This window comes from Streptomyces sp. NPDC044984 (genome assembly GCF_040646935.1).
GTDB lineage: Bacteria > Actinomycetota > Actinomycetes > Streptomycetales > Streptomycetaceae > Streptomyces.
This window is the reverse complement of sequence record NZ_JBEZBE010000038.1, coordinates 39,586-62,416: the sequence shown is the minus strand read 5'-3', so window position 1 is coordinate 62,416 and position 22,831 is coordinate 39,586. Positions and strand designations below refer to the sequence as shown.

The 22,831-nt window shown below is 70.8% G+C and carries 24 protein-coding genes and 3 pseudogenes; 12 read left to right on the top strand and 15 right to left on the bottom strand.

What is annotated here, in order from left to right; all coding sequences use genetic code 11:
- The first annotated feature begins 51 nt into the window (after positions 1–51).
- Both AB0A94_RS31980 and AB0A94_RS31975 read left to right on the top strand, forming a co-directional pair.
- On the top strand, positions 52–534 hold the full coding sequence (locus AB0A94_RS31980; protein WP_361749512.1) for a GNAT family N-acetyltransferase: 483 nt from the start codon (positions 52–54) through the stop codon (positions 532–534).
- A gap of 158 nt (positions 535–692) precedes the next feature.
- On the top strand, positions 693–935 hold the full coding sequence (locus AB0A94_RS31975; protein WP_361749510.1) for a DUF5302 domain-containing protein: 243 nt from the start codon (positions 693–695) through the stop codon (positions 933–935).
- A 100-nt stretch (positions 936–1,035) separates the two neighbouring features.
- Here the strand turns inward: AB0A94_RS31975 and AB0A94_RS31970 are convergent, their stop codons facing one another.
- The 4 genes from AB0A94_RS31970 to AB0A94_RS31955 form a co-directional block, all read right to left on the bottom strand.
- Positions 1,036–1,566, bottom strand: a complete 531-nt coding sequence (locus AB0A94_RS31970) for a hypothetical protein (RefSeq protein ID WP_361749508.1) — start codon at positions 1,564–1,566, stop codon at positions 1,036–1,038.
- A gap of 240 nt (positions 1,567–1,806) precedes the next feature.
- Entirely contained in the window at positions 1,807–2,424 is a 618-nt protein-coding gene (locus AB0A94_RS31965) for a hypothetical protein (protein ID WP_361749506.1), read from the bottom strand.
- 634 nt (positions 2,425–3,058) lie between these two features.
- On the bottom strand, positions 3,059–3,508 hold the full coding sequence (locus AB0A94_RS31960; protein WP_361749504.1) for a nuclear transport factor 2 family protein: 450 nt from the start codon (positions 3,506–3,508) through the stop codon (positions 3,059–3,061).
- Between the two features lie 137 nt (positions 3,509–3,645).
- On the bottom strand, positions 3,646–5,544 hold the full coding sequence (locus tag AB0A94_RS31955) for an NAD-binding lipoprotein (RefSeq protein ID WP_361749503.1): 1,899 nt from the start codon (positions 5,542–5,544) through the stop codon (positions 3,646–3,648).
- A 290-nt stretch (positions 5,545–5,834) separates the two neighbouring features.
- Between AB0A94_RS31955 and AB0A94_RS31950 the strand changes: the two genes are divergently transcribed.
- The 3 genes from AB0A94_RS31950 to AB0A94_RS31940 all read left to right on the top strand — a co-directional run bounded on the left by AB0A94_RS31950 (position 5,835) and on the right by AB0A94_RS31940 (position 8,939).
- Positions 5,835–7,829 (top strand): FAD-dependent oxidoreductase, encoded by a 1,995-nt coding sequence (locus AB0A94_RS31950; protein WP_361749502.1) that lies wholly within the window; start codon positions 5,835–5,837, stop codon positions 7,827–7,829.
- Positions 7,830–7,983: 154 nt separating this feature from the next.
- Positions 7,984–8,136 carry a hypothetical protein gene (locus AB0A94_RS31945; protein WP_361749501.1) on the top strand — a complete coding sequence of 51 codons (153 nt, stop codon included), beginning with the start codon at positions 7,984–7,986 and terminating at the stop codon, positions 8,134–8,136.
- Positions 8,137–8,342: 206 nt separating this feature from the next.
- On the top strand, positions 8,343–8,939 hold the full coding sequence (locus tag AB0A94_RS31940) for a GNAT family protein (protein WP_361749500.1): 597 nt from the start codon (positions 8,343–8,345) through the stop codon (positions 8,937–8,939).
- 24 nt (positions 8,940–8,963) lie between these two features.
- Here AB0A94_RS31940 and AB0A94_RS31935 read toward each other — a convergent pair.
- Positions 8,964–9,323: pseudogene (locus tag AB0A94_RS31935) on the bottom strand (transposase); the annotation flags it as partial.
- Between the two features lie 34 nt (positions 9,324–9,357).
- On the opposite strand from AB0A94_RS31935, the gene AB0A94_RS31930 reads away from it, so the two are divergent.
- A complete protein-coding gene (locus AB0A94_RS31930) occupies positions 9,358–9,639 on the top strand; it encodes a metal-sensitive transcriptional regulator (RefSeq protein WP_098750301.1) in 282 nt (93 codons plus the stop codon).
- 770 nt (positions 9,640–10,409) lie between these two features.
- Here the strand turns inward: AB0A94_RS31930 and AB0A94_RS31925 are convergent.
- The 5 genes from AB0A94_RS31925 to AB0A94_RS31905 form a co-directional block, all read right to left on the bottom strand.
- Positions 10,410–10,985 carry a rhodanese-like domain-containing protein gene (locus AB0A94_RS31925; RefSeq protein ID WP_361749499.1) on the bottom strand — a complete coding sequence of 192 codons (576 nt, stop codon included), beginning with the start codon at positions 10,983–10,985 and terminating at the stop codon, positions 10,410–10,412.
- 179 nt (positions 10,986–11,164) lie between these two features.
- Positions 11,165–11,908: a sulfite exporter TauE/SafE family protein gene (locus tag AB0A94_RS31920; RefSeq protein ID WP_361749497.1), complete on the bottom strand. Its 744-nt coding sequence runs from the start codon at positions 11,906–11,908 to the stop codon at positions 11,165–11,167.
- Entirely contained in the window at positions 11,905–12,270 is a 366-nt protein-coding gene (locus AB0A94_RS31915) for a rhodanese-like domain-containing protein (RefSeq protein WP_361749495.1), read from the bottom strand. The genes AB0A94_RS31920 and AB0A94_RS31915 overlap by 4 nt, the downstream gene beginning before the upstream one ends.
- 36 nt (positions 12,271–12,306) lie before the next feature.
- Positions 12,307–13,671, bottom strand: coding sequence for an MBL fold metallo-hydrolase (locus AB0A94_RS31910; RefSeq protein ID WP_361749493.1), 1,365 nt, complete (start codon positions 13,669–13,671; stop codon positions 12,307–12,309).
- A 578-nt stretch (positions 13,672–14,249) separates the two neighbouring features.
- The gene (locus AB0A94_RS31905; protein ID WP_361749491.1) at positions 14,250–14,879 is read right to left on the bottom strand and encodes an isochorismatase family protein; all 630 of its coding nucleotides are present in this window, start codon (positions 14,877–14,879) and stop codon (positions 14,250–14,252) included.
- A gap of 118 nt (positions 14,880–14,997) precedes the next feature.
- Between AB0A94_RS31905 and AB0A94_RS31900 the strand changes: the two genes are divergently transcribed.
- Positions 14,998–16,026 carry a helix-turn-helix domain-containing protein gene (locus AB0A94_RS31900; protein ID WP_361749490.1) on the top strand — a complete coding sequence of 343 codons (1,029 nt, stop codon included), beginning with the start codon at positions 14,998–15,000 and terminating at the stop codon, positions 16,024–16,026.
- Positions 16,027–16,496: 470 nt separating this feature from the next.
- Here the strand turns inward: AB0A94_RS31900 and AB0A94_RS31895 are convergent.
- Positions 16,497–16,979: pseudogene (locus AB0A94_RS31895) on the bottom strand (alcohol dehydrogenase catalytic domain-containing protein); the annotation flags it as partial.
- Between the two features lie 135 nt (positions 16,980–17,114).
- On the opposite strand from AB0A94_RS31895, the gene AB0A94_RS31890 reads away from it, so the two are divergent.
- A complete protein-coding gene (locus AB0A94_RS31890) occupies positions 17,115–17,531 on the top strand; it encodes a hypothetical protein (RefSeq protein ID WP_361749489.1) in 417 nt (138 codons plus the stop codon).
- Here AB0A94_RS31890 and AB0A94_RS31885 read toward each other — a convergent pair.
- A pseudogene (locus AB0A94_RS31885) lies at positions 17,515–18,102 on the bottom strand (IS630 family transposase); the annotation flags it as partial. The gene AB0A94_RS31890 and the pseudogene AB0A94_RS31885 overlap by 17 nt on opposite strands.
- Between AB0A94_RS31885 and AB0A94_RS31880 the strand changes: the two are divergent.
- From AB0A94_RS31880 to AB0A94_RS31865, 4 genes are all read left to right on the top strand, one after another.
- On the top strand, positions 18,020–18,211 hold the full coding sequence (locus AB0A94_RS31880; protein ID WP_361749488.1) for a hypothetical protein: 192 nt from the start codon (positions 18,020–18,022) through the stop codon (positions 18,209–18,211). The pseudogene AB0A94_RS31885 and the gene AB0A94_RS31880 overlap by 83 nt on opposite strands.
- Before the next feature lie 208 nt (positions 18,212–18,419).
- Complete coding sequence (locus AB0A94_RS31875) at positions 18,420–18,605, top strand: hypothetical protein (RefSeq protein WP_361749487.1); 186 nt, start codon at positions 18,420–18,422, stop codon at positions 18,603–18,605.
- Positions 18,606–18,904: 299 nt separating this feature from the next.
- On the top strand, positions 18,905–19,852 hold the full coding sequence (locus AB0A94_RS31870) for a BBE domain-containing protein (RefSeq protein ID WP_361749486.1): 948 nt from the start codon (positions 18,905–18,907) through the stop codon (positions 19,850–19,852).
- A gap of 114 nt (positions 19,853–19,966) precedes the next feature.
- Positions 19,967–20,299 (top strand): hypothetical protein, encoded by a 333-nt coding sequence (locus AB0A94_RS31865; protein ID WP_361749485.1) that lies wholly within the window; start codon positions 19,967–19,969, stop codon positions 20,297–20,299.
- A gap of 8 nt (positions 20,300–20,307) precedes the next feature.
- On the opposite strand, the gene AB0A94_RS31860 is transcribed toward AB0A94_RS31865, so the two are convergent.
- The 3 genes from AB0A94_RS31860 to AB0A94_RS31850 all read right to left on the bottom strand — a co-directional run bounded on the left by AB0A94_RS31860 (position 20,308) and on the right by AB0A94_RS31850 (position 22,823).
- Positions 20,308–20,541 carry a hypothetical protein gene (locus AB0A94_RS31860; protein WP_361749484.1) on the bottom strand — a complete coding sequence of 78 codons (234 nt, stop codon included), beginning with the start codon at positions 20,539–20,541 and terminating at the stop codon, positions 20,308–20,310.
- Between the two features lie 145 nt (positions 20,542–20,686).
- A complete protein-coding gene (locus tag AB0A94_RS31855) occupies positions 20,687–21,805 on the bottom strand; it encodes an acyl-CoA desaturase (protein WP_361749483.1) in 1,119 nt (372 codons plus the stop codon).
- 7 nt (positions 21,806–21,812) lie between these two features.
- The gene (locus AB0A94_RS31850; protein ID WP_361749532.1) at positions 21,813–22,823 is read right to left on the bottom strand and encodes a ferredoxin reductase; all 1,011 of its coding nucleotides are present in this window, start codon (positions 22,821–22,823) and stop codon (positions 21,813–21,815) included.
- Between the last annotated feature and the right edge of the window lie 8 nt (positions 22,824–22,831).

The window sequence follows — 22,831 nt, the reverse complement described above, 5'->3', positions numbered from 1 at the left end:
CACCGGTGCCTCAAGGCCGGACAGGCATCATGGATGCGTAATACTCTCCGTATGAAGTCGAGTATTACGTCCGTGGGTGGCGGGACCGTCGTACGACGGGCCGTCGCCCGGGACGCCAAGCAGCTCACACGGCTCGTGCGCGGCTCGCGCGCCTATGAGGGCCGCTACGCGGCGATGGTCGCAGACTACCGTGTCGGGCCCGACTACATCGAAGCCCATGAGGTCTTCGTGGCCGTCGACACCGGTGATCCCGCGGGCCGGGTGCTTGGCTTCTACGCGCTGGTCCTCGTGCCGCCGGAGCTGGACCTGCTCTTCGTCGCCGACCGGGCGCAGGGCCGCGGCATCGGGCGGCTGCTCGTCGAGCACATGAGGGCCCGGGCGCGGGCGGCGGGGCTGGACCGTGTCCGCGTGGTGTCCCATCCCCCGGCCGAGGGGTTCTACCGCAGGGTGGGCGCGCTGCTCACCGGGACCGCCCCCGCGAACCCACCCGCGGTGGCGTGGGACCGGCCCGAGCTGGAGTTCCTGATTCCGTGAGCTCTTCCGGCGCCGCCGCTGCGGGGCGAGGACGACCGCGGCACGCGCCTTCGGCGTCCTTCCGATCCCGAATGCCGCGGTCAGGCCGGACGCGGGCGGCCTGCGCGGTGTCCGGCGTGACAAGCTGTGCTTTCACTGCCCGACCTCAGGAGGTCACGATGACTGCAGATTCTGCGTCGCAAGAAGGTTCGGAGACGGCTGGTACCGAGAGCGGCGCCCTGGTGCCTGACGACGACGGCCAGTACGACCTGAAGGGCAAGTTCCGGGAGGCCCTGGCGCGCAAGCGAGACAAGCAGGCGCAGGCCGCGGCCCGTGCTGCGAACACCGACGCGTCGAAGGTCCGCGGCGCGCACGGCCCGGCTGCGAGCCAGCGGTCGTTCCGGCGAAAGAGCGGCGGCTGAGTTCGAACCGCCGTCGGACGGGACCCGGCGAGGCACCGCCCGGCCGCCTTGCCGATGATGTCGAGCCGGGTCCCCCGGGTGACAGAGGCGGCGGGTACGGTCACGGTGCCGCGGCCGCCGCCCGCTGCCGGGCAGGGACGATCTGCCCGTCGTCGATGCGGAAGTTCTCGGTCGGTGAGCAGCCGATCGATGGCGTGATCAGCAGGCTGACGGCAACCGGTGCGGGCTCCGTACCGGAGGTGGAGAACTCGCACACCGCGTGGCGGCCGGTCAGCGGGAACCAGAACCAGGAATCCGCCTTGCCGACCAGGGCACGGTCCGATTCTCTCCACGCGCCGTCCTTGAAGGTGAAGACCTGAAGGCGCACGGATGCCGCGAGCGGGTCGGTCTGCGACCTCAGAGCGGTGAGCGTGAACTTGAGGTCGCTGTCCAGGACCGATGAGGCGATCCGTCGGCGCTCCGTCGTCCGAGGCTCGGTCTGCGCCTCCTGCACCTGACCGGCCGTCGGACGGGCCTGCGGGTCGGCCGGCGACGGGTTCGGGGGGCCACCGGCGGTTGCGCCGACCGTGGCCGTGGCGGCGGCCGCCACGGCGATGCCCCAGCTTGTGAGTGTGCGGAAGTTCTTGATCACGACGTCTCCACGTGGGGTGATGGGTGTGTTCCCGAGGTGCTGCGCATCGCCTCCGAGTCGGCACACCCCACGGTCGGTCGAGGGACATGCCGACAACGATCCGGACGATGCGCTTCTGCCCGGTGGTCCGGGGCGATGATCAGGACGGGCCTGTGACAGGGACCTTCCGGTACCCGGCACGGGCTGGGGCCGGTGCTCTCGTCACTGCATTCCGGGCGGTGTCGACACCACTCGACCCAGCTACTTGCCGGGGAGGGAAGGCGACATGGGCGTCGGCACCTCGGACGGAGTGCGACCGTCCTCGGTCCGAGGAGGCTGCACGTCGGAGAGGTCGAACGTGAGTTGCCAGGTAGCCGGTGTCAACACCCGCTGTGTCACCTGACCATGAGCCTTGCGGAACTCCCCGGTGCCTCCGGTGATCGCGTTGACGACCGGAACCGGTACCGGAATACCGGCTTGCTCGCCCTGGAGGGTGATCTGACCTTCCGGTAGTACCGCGGTTGACGTGCATGGTCCCGCGTTGCGTTCGAGGTCGGTGATGACGCAGAACCCGCCGATGCGTCCGACGAGGCGCTCTTCGGGCCCCTCGGCCGACACCAGATTCCCGCTGAAGACGAACTGGTCGCCGACGCTGCGGCCCGTTGCGCCCAGATCGAGCTCTTCACCGACTTGCAGCCGGGCCTCTACGCGGATGGCGCGGCTCTTCGCCGAGGAGTCGTGGTCAGGGTGGGCTGCCGCAGTCGAGGTCGTCTTCCGGGGGGTCACGTCGGCCGACGCGGACCTGATGAGGGTGAGCCCGGCGGAGCAGCCGAGAACCGCGACGGCGAAGAATATGAAGGGCCGGCCGGCGAAGTCCATGGTCGCCTCCGTGTGTGTGGGAATGAACAGGTTCAGTGCCGCCCGGGAACTTCCGGGAACCACGGGCGAGAACGCACGAGAAGGCCCGCGGGATCACTGGGAAAGCCCATCGTGCTCGCTCCGGTGGTGACGCGTCTCGTCCGCATTCGTTCATGACGGGCCATCCGTCTGACGGCAACGCTAAGGACAGCCGTGACGACGTGCTCGGCATGAGGATGAAAGTGGGGCCATTGGGGTGCATTTCCCGGAGTGAGGAGGAGAGGCCTCGTGCATGGCGGATCCGTCCGGTGGCCCGCGCGGGCCGTCCTGCGGCCCGGTCGTCCCCGGAAGTGGCCCGCGCGCGGTCGGTGGGGCCGGCTCCACGACCTGTTCCGCCGCCGGCAGCGGGAGGGCACCTGGGCCAGGATCGTCACCCGGCTTCAGGCCCGGGCGGACGCGAAGGGCCTGATCACCTGGGAGGTGAACGTCGACTCCACCGTGTGCCGGGCGCACCGGCACGCCGCCGGTGCGTCGAGAAGGAGAACCGCGGAGAGGAGCCGCCCGGCGGCATTGCCGTCGAGCGGGGCCGGCAGCCTCCGCCGGTGTTGGTCACGACCGGGCGGCGAGGCGGCGACCGGTGGGTTCACCGTCGACCTCAGGCTGTCGGTGTCGGCACGGCGCAGGCGTCGGCGACGGCCCGCGTGTCCCAGTAGAACGGACGGACCTCGGTGATCCGCCCGTCCTTGACCGTGATCGCTTGCAGAATGGGGAAGTTGAGTTCACGGCCGGTCGCGCGAGCGCGGGCACGGACCTGCGTGAGCACGACCGCGGTCTCACCGGTGGCCAGGAACTCCCGCTCCACCATGTCGAACGACTCCCACACCTGTCCCATCCTGAGGAAGAACCGCGCCAAGCCGTCGTGCCCACGCCACGTGCCTCCGTAGGGCAGGGCGTCCGCCTGGTGCAGCTCGACATCCGGCGCGAAGAAGGGGGCGAGCAGGTCGAACGAAGCCTCGCCGGGGCCTCCCGCCGCCAGATACTCCGCCTCAGCCGCATACATACCGGCGAGAACCGTCGCCGGCCCTGTAGTGGATGACATCGTCATGACGCCAGCATGAGCACCACAGCAGGACCTTGCCGGCGGCAATCAGACATCGTTGCACGGCATGGCCGGCCGGCTTGCTGGTGACGCTGGTGACCCGGACAGGCGATCCCCCGTCTGTCCGGGTGGACGTACCCCCCTCAGTCCTTGCCGATGACGACCACCTCGTCCGTGGCCGCCCACCGGCGCCGCTCGGCCTTGGGCGGGTTGATCCGCACGCCGTGTCCGGGACGTGCCGAGGCGCCGCCGTGACTTCGGTAGCCGATGGCGCATTCGCCGCGACGACGTGCCGCGGCCACGACCGTGGCGAAGGACGTCTCGCACCCGGGCAGTACGTAGTCGGTGGCCGGTCGCAGACGGACCCCGGTGCCGTCGGCGGAGAACAGTTCCTCGAACACCGCCGCCAGGTGACGGTTCTGGGAGATCTGCGCCATGAGCAGGCCGATGAGCTTGCCACTGATGATCACGTCGGCTCCGGGACTGACGGGGGCCAGCGCCCGGTTGCGGTCGTCGATCAGTTCGGTGACGACCGGCAGTTCGCGTCCGGTGGCCTCCTCCAGCCGGCGCAGCAGCAGGAGGGTGACGAGTGTGCGGTCGTCCGGGGCGTCCGGCGGCTGGCCGGGAGCGGGGTCCCGGCCGAGCACGATCACGCTGTCGTAGGAGTGAACGTCCAGACGCCGCAGGGTCTCGGGGCGGGTGACGTCCCCGTGGTGCAGGGTCAGGGCCAGGTCGGTGCCGCCGTTCGCGTCGGCCTCGTCCACCTGCCGGACCGTCGCCTCGTCACCGTCCGCCACCACGTCGACGGTGGATCCGGGCCGGGCGCGGCGGCGCAACTGCTCGACCATGAGCGGCGCCCGGCGGTTCCAGCCCAGCAGGAGAACCCGCTCCGCCCGCGCGGGTGCCGGCGGCCCGGACACCATCGCCTCCTCCTCGACCAGCTCCGCGCAGTCACCGGGCCAGACCGTGTCGTCGTCGCGGGAGATGACGATGAGCAGGTCGTCCGGGGCCAGGGGGGTCTGCTCCGGCGGGTTGAGCAGGGGAGTGCCCGAGCGCACCATCCCGACGACGCTCGACGTCGGATAGGACAGCAGCGCGTCGCCGAACGGACGCCCGGCCAGGGCCGGTTCGGTGATCAGGTAGAACTCGTCACCGGCGAAGTCGAGGAGTTCCTGGTGGACGAGGGAGAGCCCGGGGCGGCGCGCGGCCTGGACGATCAGCCGGGCGGTGACGGTGTCACTCTCCAGAATGACGCCGCCCGGTCCGGCGGCGAGACGGGCAGCCAGGAGGTAGCGGTCGTCCCGGACGGCGGCGACGACGGGCGGAAGGACGGCCTTTCCGGTCAGGGCCGCCCTGAGCGCCAGCAGCGTCTTGACCACCTCGGCGTCGGCGTCGGGCTCGTCGTGGGGCATCACCAGCACGACACCGGCCGTCTCCGGGCTGGTCAGGCCGAGCACGGCCGGGTCGGTGGTGGGGCCGCTGCGGCAGATCAGCCGCGTACGGCCGACGGGACCCACCTTCGTGCTCAGGGCCTCCTCCATGGCGGTCTTGTCCCGGTCGGCCAGCACGGCCACCGCCGCCCGCCGCTGGTTGGCGTGGGCGGCCACCAGCTCGCTCACCACCGTGAAGACCTGCTCCGACCAACCCAGGACCACGGCGTGCCCTTTCTCGAGCACCGTGGAACGGCCCCGGCGCAACGCGGTCAGCCGCTCCGTCAGCGCCGTCGTGATCAGACCGACGAGGGTCGAGACGTACAGCAGGGTGACCAGCGCGAGCAGCAGCGACACCGTCACGCGCAGCGGCGTGCCCGTCGAACCGCCCAGCCGCAGTGTCTCCCCGGTCAGGCGCCACACCTGCGCGAACCTGTCCGTCAGGGACGCCGGCGCGTCGGGATCGGTCCACACGAGCACCGCACTGGCCGGGACGACGACGGCCAGACACAACAGCGCCATCCAGCCGACGAGGGCGGAGGCACCGCGGGTCAGCGTGCTGTCGAACCAGTAACGGGCCCTCTCACCGAACCGAGCGCGCGGCTGTGCCACCCTTCCCCCTTGGTCGCACCGCGCTCCTTGTGAGTCCGGGCGACGCCGTGTACACGATGCGCCGCGTGAGCCCGCCGGAGAGCACGGATGTGGATACGCATCTGGCAGTGTGCGGAATCGATCGCGTCGGCACCGGGGGGTTGCCCGGCATTCATTCCTTCGGGTTCCCCGAGCCGTCCGCACCGGCGGACCCGCTGTGACGTCAGGGTTCGTCGCCGTCTTCGCTCCTTCGAGTCAACTGCGCGGCGAAAGGCGGGCGCCCGGTCACAGCCGCCAGTACAAAGACCGCCATGACTGAAGATCACGCAGTGATGCGCTCGGACGGCGGCTTCTCCCGGAGGACCTTCGCGGCGGCGGCCGGGACGGCCACGGTGGCCACGGCCCTGACCGGCGGTGCCGCCGCGGCTCTGCCCGCCCCGGCCGCCCCGGGCGGGAACCGCGGCCCCGACTTCGACCGGTGTCTCGCCGTCGCTCGCGCACTGCTCGTCCTGGACTCCGACGACCGTCCCCTCGTCCCGCGTTACCAGCGCGTCCTCCAGAAGGGACTGCCGGCTCACCGGCGGACACGCCCCATGGACGTCCTGGTCATCGGCGCCGGTCCGGCCGGGCTGGTGGCCGCCTGGCTGCTGAAGGAGGCCGGTCACCGGGTGACGGTGCTGGAGGCCAACGGCAACCGCGCGGGCGGACGCATCAAGACCTTCCGCAACGGCGGCCACGAGCACGCCGGACAGCCCTTCGCCGATCCCCGTCAGTACGCCGAAGCGGGCGCGATGCGCATCCCCGGCAGCCACCCCCTGGTGATGGAGCTGATCGACCGGTTCGACCTGAAGAAGCGGCGCTTCCACTACGTCGACGTCGACACCGAGGGACGCCCCGCCCACCGCACCTGGATCCACGTCAACGGCATCCGCGTGCGGCGCGCCGACTACGCCCGTGCGCCCCGTCGCGTGAACCGCTCCTTCGGCGTCCCCCGGGCTCACTGGGACACCCCGGCCGCCGCCATCCTGCGCTCCGCGCTGGACCCGGTGCGCGACGAGTTCAGTCGCGTCGGCCCCGACGGCAAACGGGTCGGCAAACCCCTCCCCGAGCAGTTGAAGGGCTGGGCCCGCGTGGTGCAGCGGTTCGGCGACTGGTCGATGTTCCGCTTCCTGACCGAGCACGCCGGCCTCGACGAGCGGACCATCGACCTGATCGGCACCTTGGAGAACCTCACCTCCCGCCTTCCGCTGTCCTTCATCCACAGCTTCATCGGCTCCTCCCTCATCAGCCCCGACACGCCCTTCTACGAGTTGGAGGGCGGCACGGCCGTACTGCCGGACGCCCTGCTGGAAAGGGTGCGCAAGGAAGTACGGTTCGACCGTCGTGTCACGCGCATCGAGTACCACCACCCCGACCGCCCTTCGTCGGACACCGAGCACGTCCGGAGCAAGGGACCGCACGTGTGGGTGGACACCGTGTCCGAGGGCCGTGACGGGCCGGTCGTGCGCGAGCAGTTCACCGCGGACGTCGCCGTGGTGACGGTGCCGTTCTCCGGACTGCGCCACGTGCAGATCGAACCGCCCATGTCGTACGGCAAGCGCCGTGCCGTCTGCGAGCTGCACTACGACAGCGCGACCAAGGTGCTGCTGGAGTTCAGCCGTCGCTGGTGGGAGTTCGACGAGGCCGACTGGAAGCGCGAGCTGAACGCCGTCGAGCCGGGCCTGTACGACGCCTACCGCACCGGCCGCACCGCCGCGGACGGCAGCCTGCTCGGCGCCCATCCCTCCGTGCCCGCCGGGCACATCTCAGCGGGCCAGCGCACCCACTACGCCGCCAACCGCGCGCTGGTGCGTGACCAGCCGGAGGCGGTCGACGTCGTGGGGGGCGGATCGGTGTCGGACAACGCCAACCGGTTCATGTTCCACCCCTCCCATCCGGTACCCGGCAGCGCGGGGGGCGTGGTCCTGGCGTCCTACAGCTGGGCGGACGACGCGCTGCGCTGGGACTCCCTGGACGACGAGGCACGGTACCCGCACGCCCTGTGCGGCCTCCAGCAGGTCTACGGCCGGCGCATCGAGGTCTTCTACACCGGAGCGGGCCGCACGCAGAGCTGGCTGCGCGACCCCTACGCCTACGGGGAGGCGTCCGTGCTCCTGCCCGGGCAGCACACGGAGCTGCTGCCCGCCATCCCCGCGCGCGAGGGGCCGTTGCACTTCGCCGGGGACCACACGTCCGTCAAGCCGGCCTGGATCGAGGGAGCCGTGGAGTCCGCCGTGCGTGCCGCCCTGGAGATCCACGCGACATGAGCCGAGCGGCCCGATGAACCACGACGCGGGCTCGCGCCCCGGCGCACCGGGTGGACTCCGGGGTCGCTGCAACACGTGAGGCGCTCGGCTGGGGCTTCCCAGCCGAGCGTTTCGGGTGGGCGGGCGGAGTGCGGACGGTTTCCACGAGCGCGTCGTGGAGGTGTTCGGCGACGCGGCCCTCGGGCAGGTGCAGGAGCACGACGTGGTGGATGGCGCGCTCGACGAGGGAGCGGAGGGCGGAGCCACCGTCGTTGCGAGCATCGGCATTGGCCCCGGACAGCGTGGCGAGGGCCCGGCCAGTGCGTGAGCCGCTGGTGGCGGCTGCGGGTGACGTTCATGTCCGGGCCACCGGTGGGCAGGCCGAGCAGTCGTGCCGTTCGCAGACCCTGAGTGCCTGGGGGGCTGGTTGAAGGCATGCACGATCCGTTGGCAGACGGTGCCTTGGTCATGAGGGCCGGACCGGGACCGGATATCCGGTGTCCTGCCCGCCCATGAGGACACAAGATGGTGCGCATGACTTTGGCCACCCCCGTACTGCACACCGCTCGCCTGCGACTGCGCCCCTTCACCGACGCCGACGCAGGCCCTCTCTTCGCGCTGCACGGCAGCGCCTACGTGCTGCGTTACTGGGACTCCCCGCCGTGGACCGAACCGGCCCGCGCCGAGCGGTTCATCGCGACGTGCCGGAAGATGGCGGACGAAGGCACCGGGGCGCGGGTGGCCATCGACCGGGCCTCTGACGGGGCCTTCGTCGGCTGGTGCGGTCTGACCGGATGGAACCCGGACTACCGCAGCGCGTCGTTGGGCTACGTCCTCGGCGATGCGATGTGGGGCCACGGCTACGCGACGGAGGCCGCGCACGCCTTGCTGCGATGGGCGTACGACACACTGGACCTGAATCGCGTGCAGGCCGAGACCGATACGCGCAACGTGGCATCCGCCCGGGTCCTCGAGAAGATCGGATTCGTGCGTGAAGGGACGTTGCGGGAGGACTGCGTCGTGAACGGCGAGGTTTCCGACTCGTGGGTGTTCGGGTTGCTCAAGCGAGAGTGGCGGCCGTCGGTCGTGCCGGTTCCAGCCCGCGAAGAGCGGCGTCAAAAGGGCGCTTGAAGTGGGCAACTTGCCGTTTGCGTCCTAGTGCGTTCCTCGCCAGGTGGGTGTCGTCTCGTCCGTTATGCGCCTGGTGAGGTTGTCGATCGAGGCGACGTGGATCATGGCCTCGGAGCTGGCGGTGAGGGTCTCGTAGCCGCGGGCGAGGCGGCGGTGCATCATGATCCAACCGATACTCCGCTCGACCGCCCAGCGCCTTTTCGCGACCTGAAAGCCGCGGGTTTCCGGATTCCTGTTGACGACTTCGACGTCGATTCCGAGGCGGGCACCGTGCTCGACGACGGCGTTCTTGAAGCCGGTGCCGCCCCGGCTCTCGGAGATGGTGGGGTACCTCTCCTTCGCCTGGTCGAGGAGACGGATTCCCGGGACTGCCCCTCCGGATAGGATACCCTGTGGGGTATCTGGAAGGGGTGTGGCTGTGGAACTGGCGATGGCGGCTGAGGAACTGAAGACGGTGGTCAACCGGTTGCGGCGGGCGCAGGGCCAGATTGCCGGTGTGATCAAGATGATCGAGGAGGGGCGGGACTGCGAGGACGTGGTCACGCAGCTCGCGGCGGCGTCCCGGGCGCTGGACAAGGCGGGCTTCGCGATCATCGCCACCGGTCTGCAGCACTGCCTGACGGATGAGGACATGGCCGCGTCCGGTGACCGGGAGCAGATGCGGGCCCGTCTGGAGAAGTTGTTCCTGTCCCTGGCCTGAGTGCGCGGCCTCGCCGGATTGCTCGGCACGTCGGACAACAGCACCTCTCTCGTCGGCGGTGTCCGACCGGCTGGTCGTGCTGGTCCTGGCCGGCGCGGCGGCACGGGCCGCCCTGCTGGTGCTGCTCCGGCCGGCAGGCGGGACGCGCAGGCACCGTCGGAAGCGGAACAGGCCGCGCGCGAGTAATTGATCCTTTCGGAACGTCTTCAGGGGCATTGGAGGTGGATGAGCGGACGGCCCTGGCCGTGCTCGCCGGGGTCGCCGCCGTCACCGCACAGACGGAGAGGGCCCGCGCCGGGCACCGGCGAGGCGCTGGTCGCCGGGTGCGGCACGGCACTGACCGTCGCCGCAGGCGTTCTCCTCGCCGTCGGCGTTCTCGCACTTGCCACCCTCAGCGCTTGCCCGGCCACCGAACAGGACGTGCCCGAGCCTGTGGAAATGAACACCGGGGTGGGGGACTGACCGGGTGCCGACCACGGGCCGGGCTCGTGCTGAATCTCCGCTGAGGTTCGAACTGCGGGCGGCACCTGGTCAGGAGCACGCAACCGACCCGGCCGACGAAGCTCGGGGTGGACGGCAGCAGCGGAGCCGCCCGCCCTCGCAGGGTGCCGGGAACAAGATCAGCACGCACCTCGACACCCTGCCGGCCGGGACCGCCGAGACAAGACCCGCGACGTCGTTCTTGAACGATCAGTGGGGCGCCTTCGGACGCACGCTTGACATGCGTGGAGGGAAGGGCCTGGCTTCGGACCCCTCCCGCCACGGGCGGCTCAGAGGTTGCGCAGTGCGGCCAGGGTGTTGTCGAGGTCGGCGGTGCGGGGGCGGTTGTGGGGCAGTTTGGCGAGCATGGCGGCCATGCCGCAGGTGTTGGTGAGGGCGGAGAAGACCAGGCCGCCTGCGATGCCGGCGGAGACGAGCTGGAAGGCGGGGTGGACGGTGAGGCCGAGCAGCAGGCCGAGCAGCACGGTCACTCCAGCGGTGAGCCTGACCTGTCGCTCCATGCCCCAGGTGGCACGCGAGGTGCCTTGGGGGTGGTGCAGTTCGTGGCCGCCGGCCGCCCAGGCGCCGGTGCCTCCCGACAAGGTGGCGGCGGCGACGCCGTTCTCCTCGAGGATCCTGCAGGCGTTCTCGGAGCGGGCGCCCGATGCGCACACGACCAGGAGATCAGTCCGGTCGGCGGCGTACCGGAGGTCGGGCAGCGCGCGCTGGATCTGGTCGAGGGGGACGTTGAGCGCGCCGGGGAGGTGACCGCCGGCGTATTCGCCGGGGGTGCGCACATCGATGACGGTCAGTTCGTGCAGGCGGGTGCGTGCCTCGCCGGTGGTGAGGGCGGTGGACGTGGTCATGGCAGAGATCATCCTTGTGTGTCGACGGTGCCCCCGGCGGAGGACCGTGTTGTCGTGCGGAGTCGGAGGGGAACTTGAACTGGTGGGAGGCGGGCTGCGGCAGCGCCTGGCCGGCATCGGGGCGGGCCGCCAATGCCGTGCGGGCCGGGGCGAGAAGCGCAGACAGCGAATTCTGTGCTTCAGACGATCACGTCGACGAGCATGAACGCCGCCACCGCCAGCAGGACACCCGCGAAGATCTTCTGAAGGGTGGTGCCGGAGATCTTCGCCGCGAGCCGCTTGCCGTCCCAGGCACCGAGGATCGCGGCCCCGGTGAAAGGCCCGATGACCTCCCAGTGGAACCCGCCACCGGTGCCGGTGCGAGCGGCGAGCGCGGCGAGCGAGTTCACGGTGATGACGAGCAGGCTGGTGCCCACCGCCTGCCGCATCCGCAGACCCAGAACGCCTGCCAGGGCGGGCACGGCCAGGAATCCTCCGCCGACCCCGAGGAACCCGGTCACGGCGCCCAGACCGGCGCCGGCACCGGCCGCCTTGCCGGGGCGGATCCGGTGCGGCGGCTCGGAGGCGGACGGGCGCAGCATGCGCAGGGCCGCCAGCGCGGCGACGACCGAGAACGCCGCGGTCAGCACCGCCTCGGGCAGGTGTCCGGCGACAGCCCCGGTGAGGAAGGCGGGGACCATGCCCGCCATGGCGAACAGCACTCCCGTCTTCCAGGCCACGTTCCCGTCGCGGGTGTGAGCGTACAGAGCGGTGGCGGAGGTGGCGGTGACGATGACCAGGCTGGCGGTGGTGGCCGCCGCCGGGGTGAATCCGAGCAGGTAGATCAGCGCCGGCACGGCAAGGACGCTGCCGCCACCGCCGAGGGCTCCTAGGGCCAGGCCGATGACGGCCCCGGCGATGAGGGCGAGAACGAGTACGGTCACGCTGTCTTGCCGCTGTTCCCGCGTTCGTCGACGACCGGGTGCCCGGCGGCGGCCCACGCGTTCATGCCGCCCTCGACGTCCACCGCCTGCGCCCCGCGTCCGGCCAGGAGCTCGGCCGCCTGCCGGGAGCGGTGACCGCTGCGGCAGATCACCACCAGCCGACGCCCCCGCGCCTCGGTCGGCAGGGCGCCGCCGGCGAGCAGTCCGGTCAGCGGTACGTGCACGGCGCCCGGGGCGTGACCCGCGGTCCCCTCGGGCTTCTCACGGACATCCAGCAGAACAGCCTCGGGCTGATCGCCGCCGGTGCGGCTGCGTGCCTCGTCGGCCGTGACGCGGGCCCCGGCTCGGGGGAAGAGGGACATCACACGCTTCCTTCCTTACAGGTGCGACGGTGGCGATCAGCCGGAGGTCGAGGACAGCCCGGCATCCGCCGCGGCGTCGAAGCTGTCGTCGACGGCGACCACGTCACGGCCGGCGGCATCCAGCAGGGAGGCGGCGATTGCCGCGCGCATCCCGCCGGCGCAGTGCACCCACACCGTTCCCTCCGGCACCTCGCCGATGCGGCCGTGCAGCTCGTGGACGGGGATGTGCACCGAGCCGTCGAGGTGGCCGCCTGCGCGCTCCGAGTCCCGGCGTACGTCCAGGACGACCACGGCCTCGCCGCGCTCGCGGACAGCGGCGAGGTCGGCGAAACGGGCGCGGGGGAAGGAGGCGAGCTGTTGGCCGGCGCGTACCCAGCCGGTCGGATCACCGGTGGCGGCGGCGGCCGGGCGGTCGATGCCGACCCGGGCCAGTTCCCGCTGCGCGTCGGCGATCCGCTCCGGGGTCTCGGCGAGCAGGGTGACGGGCTTGCCCCATGGGATCAGCCAGGCCAGGTAGGTGGCGAGCTTGCCCTCGCCCTCGAAGTTGAACGACCCGGCCACGTGCCCCTCGGCGAAGGCCACCCGGCTGCGCAGGTCCACCACCCACTCGCCCGCGGCCAGCCGGGAGGCGATCTCTTCGGCGTTCGCCCGCTGGGGCGGGGTGAGGTCGACCGGGGCGGGACCGGCGGCGTTGGCCGGGGCCATGTGCGTGTAGTACGCGGGCACGTCGTCCAGGCCCACGAGCAGCTTGGCGACGAAGGTGTCGACGTCCAGGGTCAGCGCGTCGTTGGTCCTGCGCTCCTGGCCGATCGTGGTCGCATCTCCCTCGGCCTGGGAGGAGGAGCAGAAGCTGCCGAATCCGTGAGTGGGCAGCACCGGCACCTCGTCGTCCAGTTCGTCGGCCAGGCGGTGCGCGGAGGCGTGCTGGGCGCGGGCCAGCTGCTCGGTCAGCCGCGGTTCGACCAGGTCCGGGCGGCCCACGGTGCCGATCAGCAGCGATCCGCCGGTGAACGCCGCCACACCGTGCCCGTCCTCGGCAAGGGCGTAGGAGGTGTGGTGGGGCGTGTGTCCGGGAGTGGCGATCGCCCGCAGCGTCAGGCCCTCGTCCACCGTCATGGTGTCGCCGTCGGCGACCGGGGTGCGGGCGAAGGACACGTCGGCCCCGGCCGGCACCAGGTACTGGGCACCCGTGGTGCGGGCGAGCTCCAGGCCGCCGGTGACGTAGTCGTTGTGCACATGGGTTTCGGCCACGAAAGCGATGCGCACCCCGCGCCGGGCCGCAGCGGCGATGACCTGGTCGATGTCACGCGGCGGGTCGATGACCACGGCAGTCCTCGGTCCACCGGCCAGGTAGCTGCGGTTGCCCAGGCCCTCGACTTCCAGGGTGTCGACGAAGAACACGATCCAAGACTCCTCTCAGGAAGAGATGTACCCCCGGGGGTATCTGATGCCCACACTAACACCTATACCCAGGGGGGTATTTTTTCACGGTTGGAGGGGCCTGGCTTCGGGAACCGTCAGATGCCGTCGTGCCGGGGCCTAGGCCTGGGCCGGACTTGAACGTCCGGACCGGCCGGCGCAGTACCTGCGGAGGGCCTCCGGCCCAGGGAAGCGCCGATCCGGGCTGCGCTGGGCGTGGCCCGGAAGGAGACCGGCCGCCGGCTGCCCCTGCTCGTCCTGGGCCGGGAGCGTCCAGTCGCTGTCGGTGCGGGGCGGAGGGAAGAGGCGCAGTGAAGCGCAAGGGTTCGCTTCAGTGCGGCTTCCGGGGCGGCAGCTCACGGCCTGCCGTTCAGTGGGCCCGCTCCAGGGCAGCGGCCGCCTGATCGCTGCCGCGTGGGCGGCGACCACGCACGGGCCGTGTGCGGCTCTTCTCCGCCTCGGCATCCGCCGGCTGCTTGTGCGCGGGCCCGCCGGGGTGAGAGCGCCACGGACCCGTCGTCGTACGAAGCGCTCTCACTTTGCGGAGGGGTGGTGTGCCGTCAGTGAGCGGCTCGGCCCTGCGTGGCCGAGGTGATGAGATCGCTCTTGGCGAGGCGGTTCTCGTCGGTGACGGCCGCTGCCCAGGTGCCGGTGGTGGTGACCGCGGCCCAGTTCGAGTGCAGCAGCGTCATCAGGGTCTCGTGCACCTGCTGTGCCGAGGCGGTGCCGGCCTCGTTGGCGAGGTGGATGGCGCCGGTCGCGTCGGAGAGGACCTCGATCGTGAAACCGAGGGGCTCGGCCGCGGCGGAGGTGGACAGGATGCAGTTGTTCGTCATGTAGCCGACCAGGGTCAGGGTGTCGATCCCGTTCTCCCGGAACCATTCGGCGAGGCCGGTGGCGGTGAAGATGTCGGAGTGGTTCTTGACCACTCGCCTGGTTGCGGAGCCGATGCGGCCCTCCACCTCGGGATGGTTCTCCCAGCCGGGCGAGCCGGCCGTGAAGACCGGGGCCCCTTCCGGGTGCTCGTGCTGGACGGCGACGACGGGCAGGCCCGCCTGAGCGGCGATGTCCAGGGCGCGCAGGATGTTCTTCAGCGATGCGTCGCGGGGCGGGTACTGGATGTCCAGCGGTCCGTCGAAGTACTCCTGCTGCACGTCGATGAGGACAAGGGCGCGGCGTGGGGCGGTCAACGTTCTCTCCTGTTTCTAGTGGATACGGCGCGGACGGCACCGTGAACACCATCCTCATCGGATCGCAGCCGCTACAGTGAGTGGCAGAAAAGCAGATAATCGATGAGATTGGGACAGTGTGCGTATCGCCGTTCACGCCTTCGACGGGATCACCGCGTTCCACCTGGCCGCGCCCCTGCTCGTGTTCGGCGAGGTGGCCCGGCAGGGTCTGGCCCCGGGGTGGACCACCACGGTGTGGAGTGCGGACGCGCGCTCGGTCCGCACCTCGGAGGGGATCGTGATCGACGACCTGGCCGGACCCGCCGCGGTGGAATCGGCTGATCTGCTCGTCTTCCCCTCCTGGCCCGCCGACTTCCCGGAACCCGACGGCGGGCTCGTCGCCCTGATCCGGGACACGCACGCGCGCGGAGCAGGGATCGTCGGGCTCTGCCTCGGCGCGTTCCCCGTGGTGGGCAGTGGCGTGCTCGACGGGCGCGCCGTTGCCACCCACTGGGCCTCGGCGGCGGACCTGGCCGAACGGTACCCCGCCGTGGACGTGCACGCGGATGCCCTCTACCTGGACCACGGTGACGTGCTCACCTCGGCCGGCACCGCCTCCGGGCTCGACGCCTGCCTGCACATCGTCCGCAACCGACTGGGATCGGAGGCTGCCGCCACCGTCGCGCGCCATCTCGTCATCGCGCCCCACCGGGAGGGTGACCAGGCTCAGTACATCGACCGCCCCGTACCCGACAGCGCTGCGGGACCCATCGGTGACACGATCACCTGGGCCCTGGCCAACCTCGACCAGCGCCTGTCCGTCACCGAACTCGCCGCCCACGCACACATGAGCACCCGCAACTTCTCCCGCCGCTTCTACGAGACCACCGGCATGAGCCCGGCCAAGTGGATCCTCACCCGAAGGCTCGACGAAGCCCGCAGGCTGCTGGAGACGACCACCTGGAGCATCACCCGCATCTCCGCGGCATGCGGGTTCGCCAGCGCCGTGACCTTCCGGCAGAACTTCACCGCGCACTACGCGACCACACCGACGTCCTACCGCCACCGCTTCACCGACCACACCCGAGGGGAAGGCTCTGTCCCGGGAGCCGCCGAGCCCACCCCGGGCGGATGTGCAGGCAGCGCCACGTCCGTCGCGGACGCATGAGGCGCAGAGCCGCTCCCCTGAGGGTGCGACAACACCCACGACGGCGCACGCACTCGTCCGCACCTCGAATGTGCGGCCTCTTGGTGCCATCGCCATACGCCGATGGCATTGCCGCGTAGCGATGAAAGCGCTTAGTGCTCCAGCAGGATTTTGCCGTCTGACCTGCGGGTTTCGCTGGGCGGCTGGAGTGTAGCGGGACTTCGATCGGGTGGGGGCGGTCTCATGGAGACCGCCCCTCGATCGTGCGACAACGCCGCAGGTAGTGACAGCGGCGGGCGACTGCTTGGCGTCGGCGGCGCCAGTTCGACCAGCTCAGCGCGTGGTGTCGTCCTCGGTGTCCGCTCAGGTGCGGGGCCGGGCACGACAAGCTGCCAGGAGCCGCCGAACCTCCGCCACTGTGAGCTCGATGGTCCCGGCTGTCCCACCTGTTCCTCCCCTTTTTTCCCAGGGCCGGCGTGCCGTTACGTAGCCATGGCCGTGCCGTAGGCGACCGGCAGGGCGGCCAGCTCCTGGTCGGAGAGCGGGGAGGTGCTCATGTCGTGCAGGCGGTCGGCATCCACCACGACGTACTCGGCGAAGCCGCCGTCCCTCTCACTGCCCAGCAGACCGACGGGCGGGGCGTCCTCACGGTCGTCGGCGTAGAAGGCGGGATCGACCAGCACCCGGCAGCCCACCCACTTCGCCGGTACACCGGCACCGACCTCGCTGACGGTCCCCGCGATGTCGCCACCCTGGACCAGCGGGAACTCCAGCGGCCCGCGCCACCCCGCCTTCGCCTCCGGACGCCCGGGCAGCCCGTACGCCCCCTCACGGGTCCACACGTCCGTGTTGTTCACCGCCGCCGCGGACACCCGGACCAGCACCTGGCCCGGGCCGGGCTCGGGCAGCGGCCAGTCGGTCCGCGGCCCCCATGCTTCCAGGTCCCCGTGGCCGTAGAGGACAGCGGCTCTCATCACACGTTTCACCACGACTTGATCGTGCCTCACCGTGACCGAAGCGGCTGCCTGCACCATCTGCGCCGGCGTGTTCGTCTGCGCGTTCCGCCTCCCCCTCCGCCCTGCAGCCGCACGCTCCAGATCCCGCTCGCTATGACCGTCGTCGTCTGGCTGGTCCTTGGACTCGTGTCCGTGCGCGAGATCCCCGGCCGGTTCTGGGAGAGCTTCGCCCACACGGCGGGCGCCATGCTGATGATCTTCAACCTCTGCGGTACGGCGGTCGCGATGGCGCCCAGGGGCCGGAAGTGGGCCGCGCCCAAGTCGTGGCGCGGTCCGCTCCTCGCCCACGTCCTCGCGTGCACGTCCTCGATCGTCTTCGTGCAGACCAGCCTCTCCGACTGGCCGCCGAACTCACCCGTCTCCGCCGTCTGCGGCCAGTGGCTGGGTCTCTCCGGCCTGTACGGCATCCTGCTGCTCGTCCTCGACGGAGCGCGTACCGCCGACGTCAACGACTGCCCGCCGGTCCTCCTGCCGACGGTCTTCATGCTCTTCACGAACTCGTCGGTGTGAAGTGCAGGTGGGAACGCGGGTGAGCCGGCAGCAACTTCTTGACGGCGGGCGTCTTGTGGGTGACGCAGTCGTCCAGGATCAGGTGCATCTCGAGGTCGGCGGGCAGCCCCTTGTCCAGCCTGGCCAGGAACTTCTTGAACTCCACGGTCCGGTGGCGTCGGTGCAGGGAGCCGATCACTTCGCCGGTGGCGACCTCCAGGGCGGCGAACAGGGTGGTGGTGCCGGCCCGGACGTAGTCGTGGCTGCGGCGCTCGGGAACACCGGACACCGTCGACGGCACGGGCTGGGACCGGTCCAGGGCCTGGATCTGCGACTTCTCGTCCACGCAGAGGACCAGGGCCTTCTCCGGCGGGCCGAGGCAGAGGCCGACGACGTCACGGACCTTGTCGATGAACAGCGGGTCCGTGGACAGCTCGAAGGTCTGCGTCCGGTGCGGGGCCAGGGCGAACGCCCGCCAGTTCCGCGGGATCGCGGGCTGGGACATGCCGGTGGCCGCCGCCATCGACCTGGTCGACCAACGGGTGGCGTTCTCCGGCTTCTCCTCCAGCGTCTTGACGATGACGCGCTCGACGTCGGGAAGCTGCGGCGTGAGCTTCGCGGAGGATGTCGCTGGAGCCGATGCCGCTCCAGAAGACGGTCAGCTCCAATCCGTCGGCGACACCGCCAACCTCGGCGCCTGACTCGCCGAAGCCCGCACCAAACACCGCGCCGGCCAGCTCCCCGGCGACCACGCCCGCCTGGTCGCCGTCCCCTGCGACGGCGACTGGACCACCGAGGACGCCGTCCCCGTCGTCCTGGCCTGAACACCCCGCTTCCAGCAAGGCGGTATCCGGGCCCGTATGCTGCGCCGGTCCGGCGTACCGTTCACCGAAGGGAAACCGCCCCACCGTGTTCTCGCAGACTCCTGTTTACGACCGCCTCGTCGCCGAACGCGGCGACATCCCCGTCCAGGTCCGCGGCGAAGCCGACCGGATACACCGAGACCTGGCACAGGTACTGCGCGGGGCGGCCACCGCCCAGCCGAGCGCCCCGCAGAGCGTCTTCGAGCCGAGGCAGCCTCCCAAGGCCCTGTAGGCCTGCGGCCGTCGCCCTCGCCCGCTGGGAGCAGCGGGCGGGCACGCCACCTGGCAGCAGCCCTCCCGACCGTGGTGCAGACCGAGCACGGCCTGAAGATCGTCACGACTCGAATCCGTCGGGCTGCTCGAGATCGGGCAGGAGCCCGTGGCCGACCGACCCGCACCTGCTGGTCCGGTTGACCACCGTCCGCGCGGTTCCGGAGGCCGGTGAGGACGCGGCCGTGCCTACCGGGGGCGGCGTGGCACGCCTGCGCAGCCACCCGGGACGGGCTGCTCGGCGGGGGTGGCGGACTGCCCTTGCTCGCACGTAGCCACGGCTGGGCGGCCGACCGGGTCCTGGCCATGGACGTGGTGACCGCGGACGGCGAGCAGCGCCACGTGTCCCCGGAAGCCGAGCCGGACCTGTACGGGGCGCTGCTGGGCGGACGGGACAACTTCGGCATCGTCACGGGCATGGAGTTCGGCCTGGTCCCGGTGGTCCGGCTCTACGGCTCCGGCCTCTTCTACGATGCCGAGCAGGCCCCCGGCCTCCTGGAGGCGTACACGGGGTGGACCACCACGGTGCCGGACGAGATGAACTCGTCGGTGGCGCTGATCCCCTTCCCGGACGACCCTCAGGTGCCGGAGCCGATGCGCGGACGCCGCGTCTGGCACGTGCGGATCGCCTTCACCGGCTCCGCCGAGGCCGGCACCCGCCTGGCCGAACCGCTCCGCCGGTTCGGCCCCCGGCTGCTGGAGAACCTGCGCGAGACGCCCTACGAGCAGAGCGCCGACATCCACGACGACCCTCCGGTCCCGATGCCGTGGGTCGCCGACAACGCCTTCCTGGCCGATCCCGACGGGGAAACGGCCCGTACGCTCCTCAAGCACATCAGCGACGAGGCGGCGCCGCCCGCGATCGTGGAAGTGCGCCACCTGGGCGGCGCGCTGTCCCGTCGTCCCGCGCACCCGAACGCCGTCGGACGGCGCGACGCGTCCTTCGTGCTGGCGGTCCTCGTGCCCCTGACGGGCGGCTCGGCAGCCGAGGCACACGCATTCCTCGGGTGCCTGTTCGAGGATCTGAAGCCTTGGACCGCCGGCCGGTTCCTCAACTTCATGGGCCACGGCACCGCCGCCGGTCAGGACCGGACCCGCACCGCCTACACCCCGGGCGATCACCAGCGGCTGACCGCGCTGAAGGCGACGTACGACCCACGGAACACCTTCCGCTTCAACTACAACATCCCGCCGGTCACCGGTGGGTGACATCGACTCCCGGAGAACTCGATGACACCGTCGTGCACGCCCGCCACCGCGGCGCGGTCCCGCCCGCCGGCGGCTGCCCGGCTCCGTCACATCCTCGCCCCGGACACAACCGGGATGATCGTGTCCGGGTCGGTCCACTTCCTTTCCCCTGGGCGTCTCGCCCGCCTTCTGGGGGTCGGCGGCACGCTGGTGACCACCGTCGGCGGCCTGTTGCCGACGATCGGCGCGGGCGTCGCTCCGCCGGCCGTCTGCGCTCGTCCGCCGTTCGCGTGGGTGCTGCTGGTCGCCGTGACCGGGACCGCGTGGGTGGCGGCGAGCATCGCCTCCCTCGCCCTCGACTGGTGGGACGACACCACCACCGCCGGCACGGTGTGGACCGTCCTGCAGGCTGTCCCCGTCTCGCTGCTCACCGTCCTGCAACTCGCCGCACTGCGCGCCGGGGCCTGACCCCCACTTCACTCCTGGGGTTCCACGTGACCTTCGACGCGAAGGTCACGTGCCGCTTCCCCGTCCGGCTCGTCGGGCACTCCGACCGCAAGGTCCACCTGGTCGGTCGGCGTGAACCGCGGCCTGTGTGCGCCCGGCTGCCGCTCCAGCACCGTGATCTGATGCCGCAGGGCCGGGATCTCGATGTCCTTGTCCCGGTCCCTGACCGGGAGCAGGCGCGGCAGCGCGAGCGCATTGCTCACGCCCGGGCGGCGCAGCCGGACACCGAGCTGCTCCGGATCCCGTGTCGTACGGCCCGACGTCGCGGCCGCCTGCCGTCCGCAACGGATCTCACCGAACCCGGCGGTGCCGCCGGTACGGCCGAAAGAGCTGAACCCGTACCGGGAATCAGGCCGCGACGAGCTCCTGCTCGCGGTCCGGCGTCCTGACCTTGGGCTTCCTGTTCGGCAGCGAGAGCCGGAAGACCTTGCGCCACGCGGAGAACACCTGCTTGGGCAGCGGCCCGGTGACGTACTCCAGCTCGTACTTCTCGAACAGCGCGCGCACCTTCACCGCGACCTCGGCGTACCGGTTGCTCGGCAGGTCCGGGAACAGGTGGTGTTCGATCTGGTGCGACAGGTTGCCGGTCATGAAGTGCATGGCCTTGCTGCCGCTGATGTTCGCCGAGCCCATCATCTGGCGCAGGTACCACTGGCCGCGCGTCTCGCCCTCGATCGACCGGCGCTCGAAGACCTGCACGCCCTCGGGGAAGTGCCCGCACATGATCACCGAGTGGGACCAGAGGTTGCGGACCAGGTTCGCGGTGAACGTGGCGGCGAGCGTGGTGAGGAACGACGGGCCCGACAGCAGCGGGTGGATCACGTAGTCCTTGAGCACCTGCTTGCGGATCTTGCGGCCCACGGCCCTGGCCCGCGCGCGGAACTCCGGGTTCTTGCGGCGGCGCTTGTGCAGGTTCTTGCCGAGCTCCAGGTCGTACGCTGCGATGCCGTACTCGAAGAAGCAGGCGTTGATGAAGTTCCACAGCGGCTGGCCGAGGTGGAACGGGTGCCACTTCTGGTCCTCGTCGACGCGCATGATGCCGTAACCGAGGTCGTTGTCCTTGCCGATCACGTTGGTGTACGTGTGGTGCAGCTCGTTGTGCGAGTGCCTCCACTGATCGGACGGCGAGACGTGGTCCCACTCCCAGGTGGTGGAGTGGATCTTCGGGTCCCGCATCCAGTCCCACTGGCCGTGCAGGACGTTGTGGCCGATCTCCATGTTGTCCATGATCTTCGCCACGGACAGCCCGGCGGTGCCGAGCAGCCACGCGGGCGGGAAGAACGAGAACAGCAGCACGCCCCTGCTGGCCAGCTCTAGCTTGCGCTGCGCCGAGATGACCTTGCGGATGTACGCGGCGTCCTTCTCTCCGCGGCCGGCGATCACCTCGTCGCGGATCGCGTCCAGCTCGCGGCCGAGCTCCTCGATCTGCTCCGCGGTCAGGTGGGCGGTGGGGTCGATTGCGGTCAAGATGTTCCTACCGTTCGATGTCGCAGGGGCCCGCCGCGGCGGACACGCAGGTCTGGATGAGGACGCCCGGCTCGGCCTCGGTGATCTCGCCGGTGCGCAGGTCGCGGACGGCGCCCGCCTTGAGCGGAGTGATGCAGCCGAAGCAGATGCCCATGCGGCACCCGGAGGGCATGAGCACGCCGGCCTCCTCGCCGATGTCCAGCAACGGCGTGGCGCCGTCCGCGTCGACGGTCTTGCCGGTGGCGCTGAACGTGACCTCGCCGCCGTCGCCGGCGACGACGACGCTGGGGCGGAAGCGTTCGATGTGCAGGCGCTCCTGGACGCCGTGCTCGCTCCAGTGCTCCTCGGCGGCGTCGAGCAGGCCCGCGGGCCCGCAGGCCCAGGTCTCGCGCTCGGCCCAGTCGGGCACGAGTTCGTCCAGACGGGCGATGTCGAGCATGCCGTCCGTGGCGGTGTGCACCTCGGTGAGCCGCAGCTTCCCGTCCGCGACCAGGTCGTGCAGTTCGTCGCGGAAGATCACGTCTTGCGGCTGTGGCGCGCAGTGGACCATGACGACGTCGTCGAGCTCGGTGTCGCGCAGCATGCCCATCACGGGCGTGATGCCGCTGCCGGCCGTCAGGTAGAGCACCTTGGCGGGCTTGGCCTGCGGCAGCACGAAGTCACCGGTCGCCTGGTCGAGCTGGATCAGAGTGCCCGGTTTCGCCTTACGGACCAGGTGGTTGCTGACCTTGCCGTCCGGGATCGCCTTCACGGTGATCGTGACGCGGCCGTCCTGGCGGTTCGTCGGCGAGGTGATGGAGTAGGCACGCCACAGGCGCACCCCGTCGACGTCGATCCCGATCCGCACGTACTGACCGGCTGTGTGGCCGCGCCAGCCCCGTCCCGGTCTGATCACGATGGTCGCGGCGTCACCCGTCTCGGGGTGCACGGCCTCGATGCGCCCACGCAGGTCGGCGCCCGCACGCAGCGGGCTGACCAGGTCCAGGTAGTCCGACGGCAGCAGCGGCGTCGTGACCATCTCCAGCA

Coding starts and splice junctions, on each gene's coding strand:
- AB0A94_RS31980 (WP_361749512.1), top strand. CDS start 52: ATGAAGTCGAGTATTACGTCCGTGGGTGGCGGGACCGTCGTACGACGG.
- AB0A94_RS31975 (WP_361749510.1), top strand. CDS start 693: ATGACTGCAGATTCTGCGTCGCAAGAAGGTTCGGAGACGGCTGGTACC.
- AB0A94_RS31965 (WP_361749506.1), bottom strand. CDS start 2,424: ATGGACTTCGCCGGCCGGCCCTTCATATTCTTCGCCGTCGCGGTTCTC.
- AB0A94_RS31960 (WP_361749504.1), bottom strand. CDS start 3,508: ATGACGATGTCATCCACTACAGGGCCGGCGACGGTTCTCGCCGGTATG.
- AB0A94_RS31950 (WP_361749502.1), top strand. CDS start 5,835: ATGACTGAAGATCACGCAGTGATGCGCTCGGACGGCGGCTTCTCCCGG.
- AB0A94_RS31940 (WP_361749500.1), top strand. CDS start 8,343: ATGACTTTGGCCACCCCCGTACTGCACACCGCTCGCCTGCGACTGCGC.
- AB0A94_RS31925 (WP_361749499.1), bottom strand. CDS start 10,985: ATGACCACGTCCACCGCCCTCACCACCGGCGAGGCACGCACCCGCCTG.
- AB0A94_RS31915 (WP_361749495.1), bottom strand. CDS start 12,270: ATGTCCCTCTTCCCCCGAGCCGGGGCCCGCGTCACGGCCGACGAGGCA.
- AB0A94_RS31890 (WP_361749489.1), top strand. CDS start 17,115: ATGACCGTCGTCGTCTGGCTGGTCCTTGGACTCGTGTCCGTGCGCGAG.
- AB0A94_RS31865 (WP_361749485.1), top strand. CDS start 19,967: ATGATCGTGTCCGGGTCGGTCCACTTCCTTTCCCCTGGGCGTCTCGCC.
- AB0A94_RS31850 (WP_361749532.1), bottom strand. CDS start 22,823: ATGGTCACGACGCCGCTGCTGCCGTCGGACTACCTGGACCTGGTCAGC.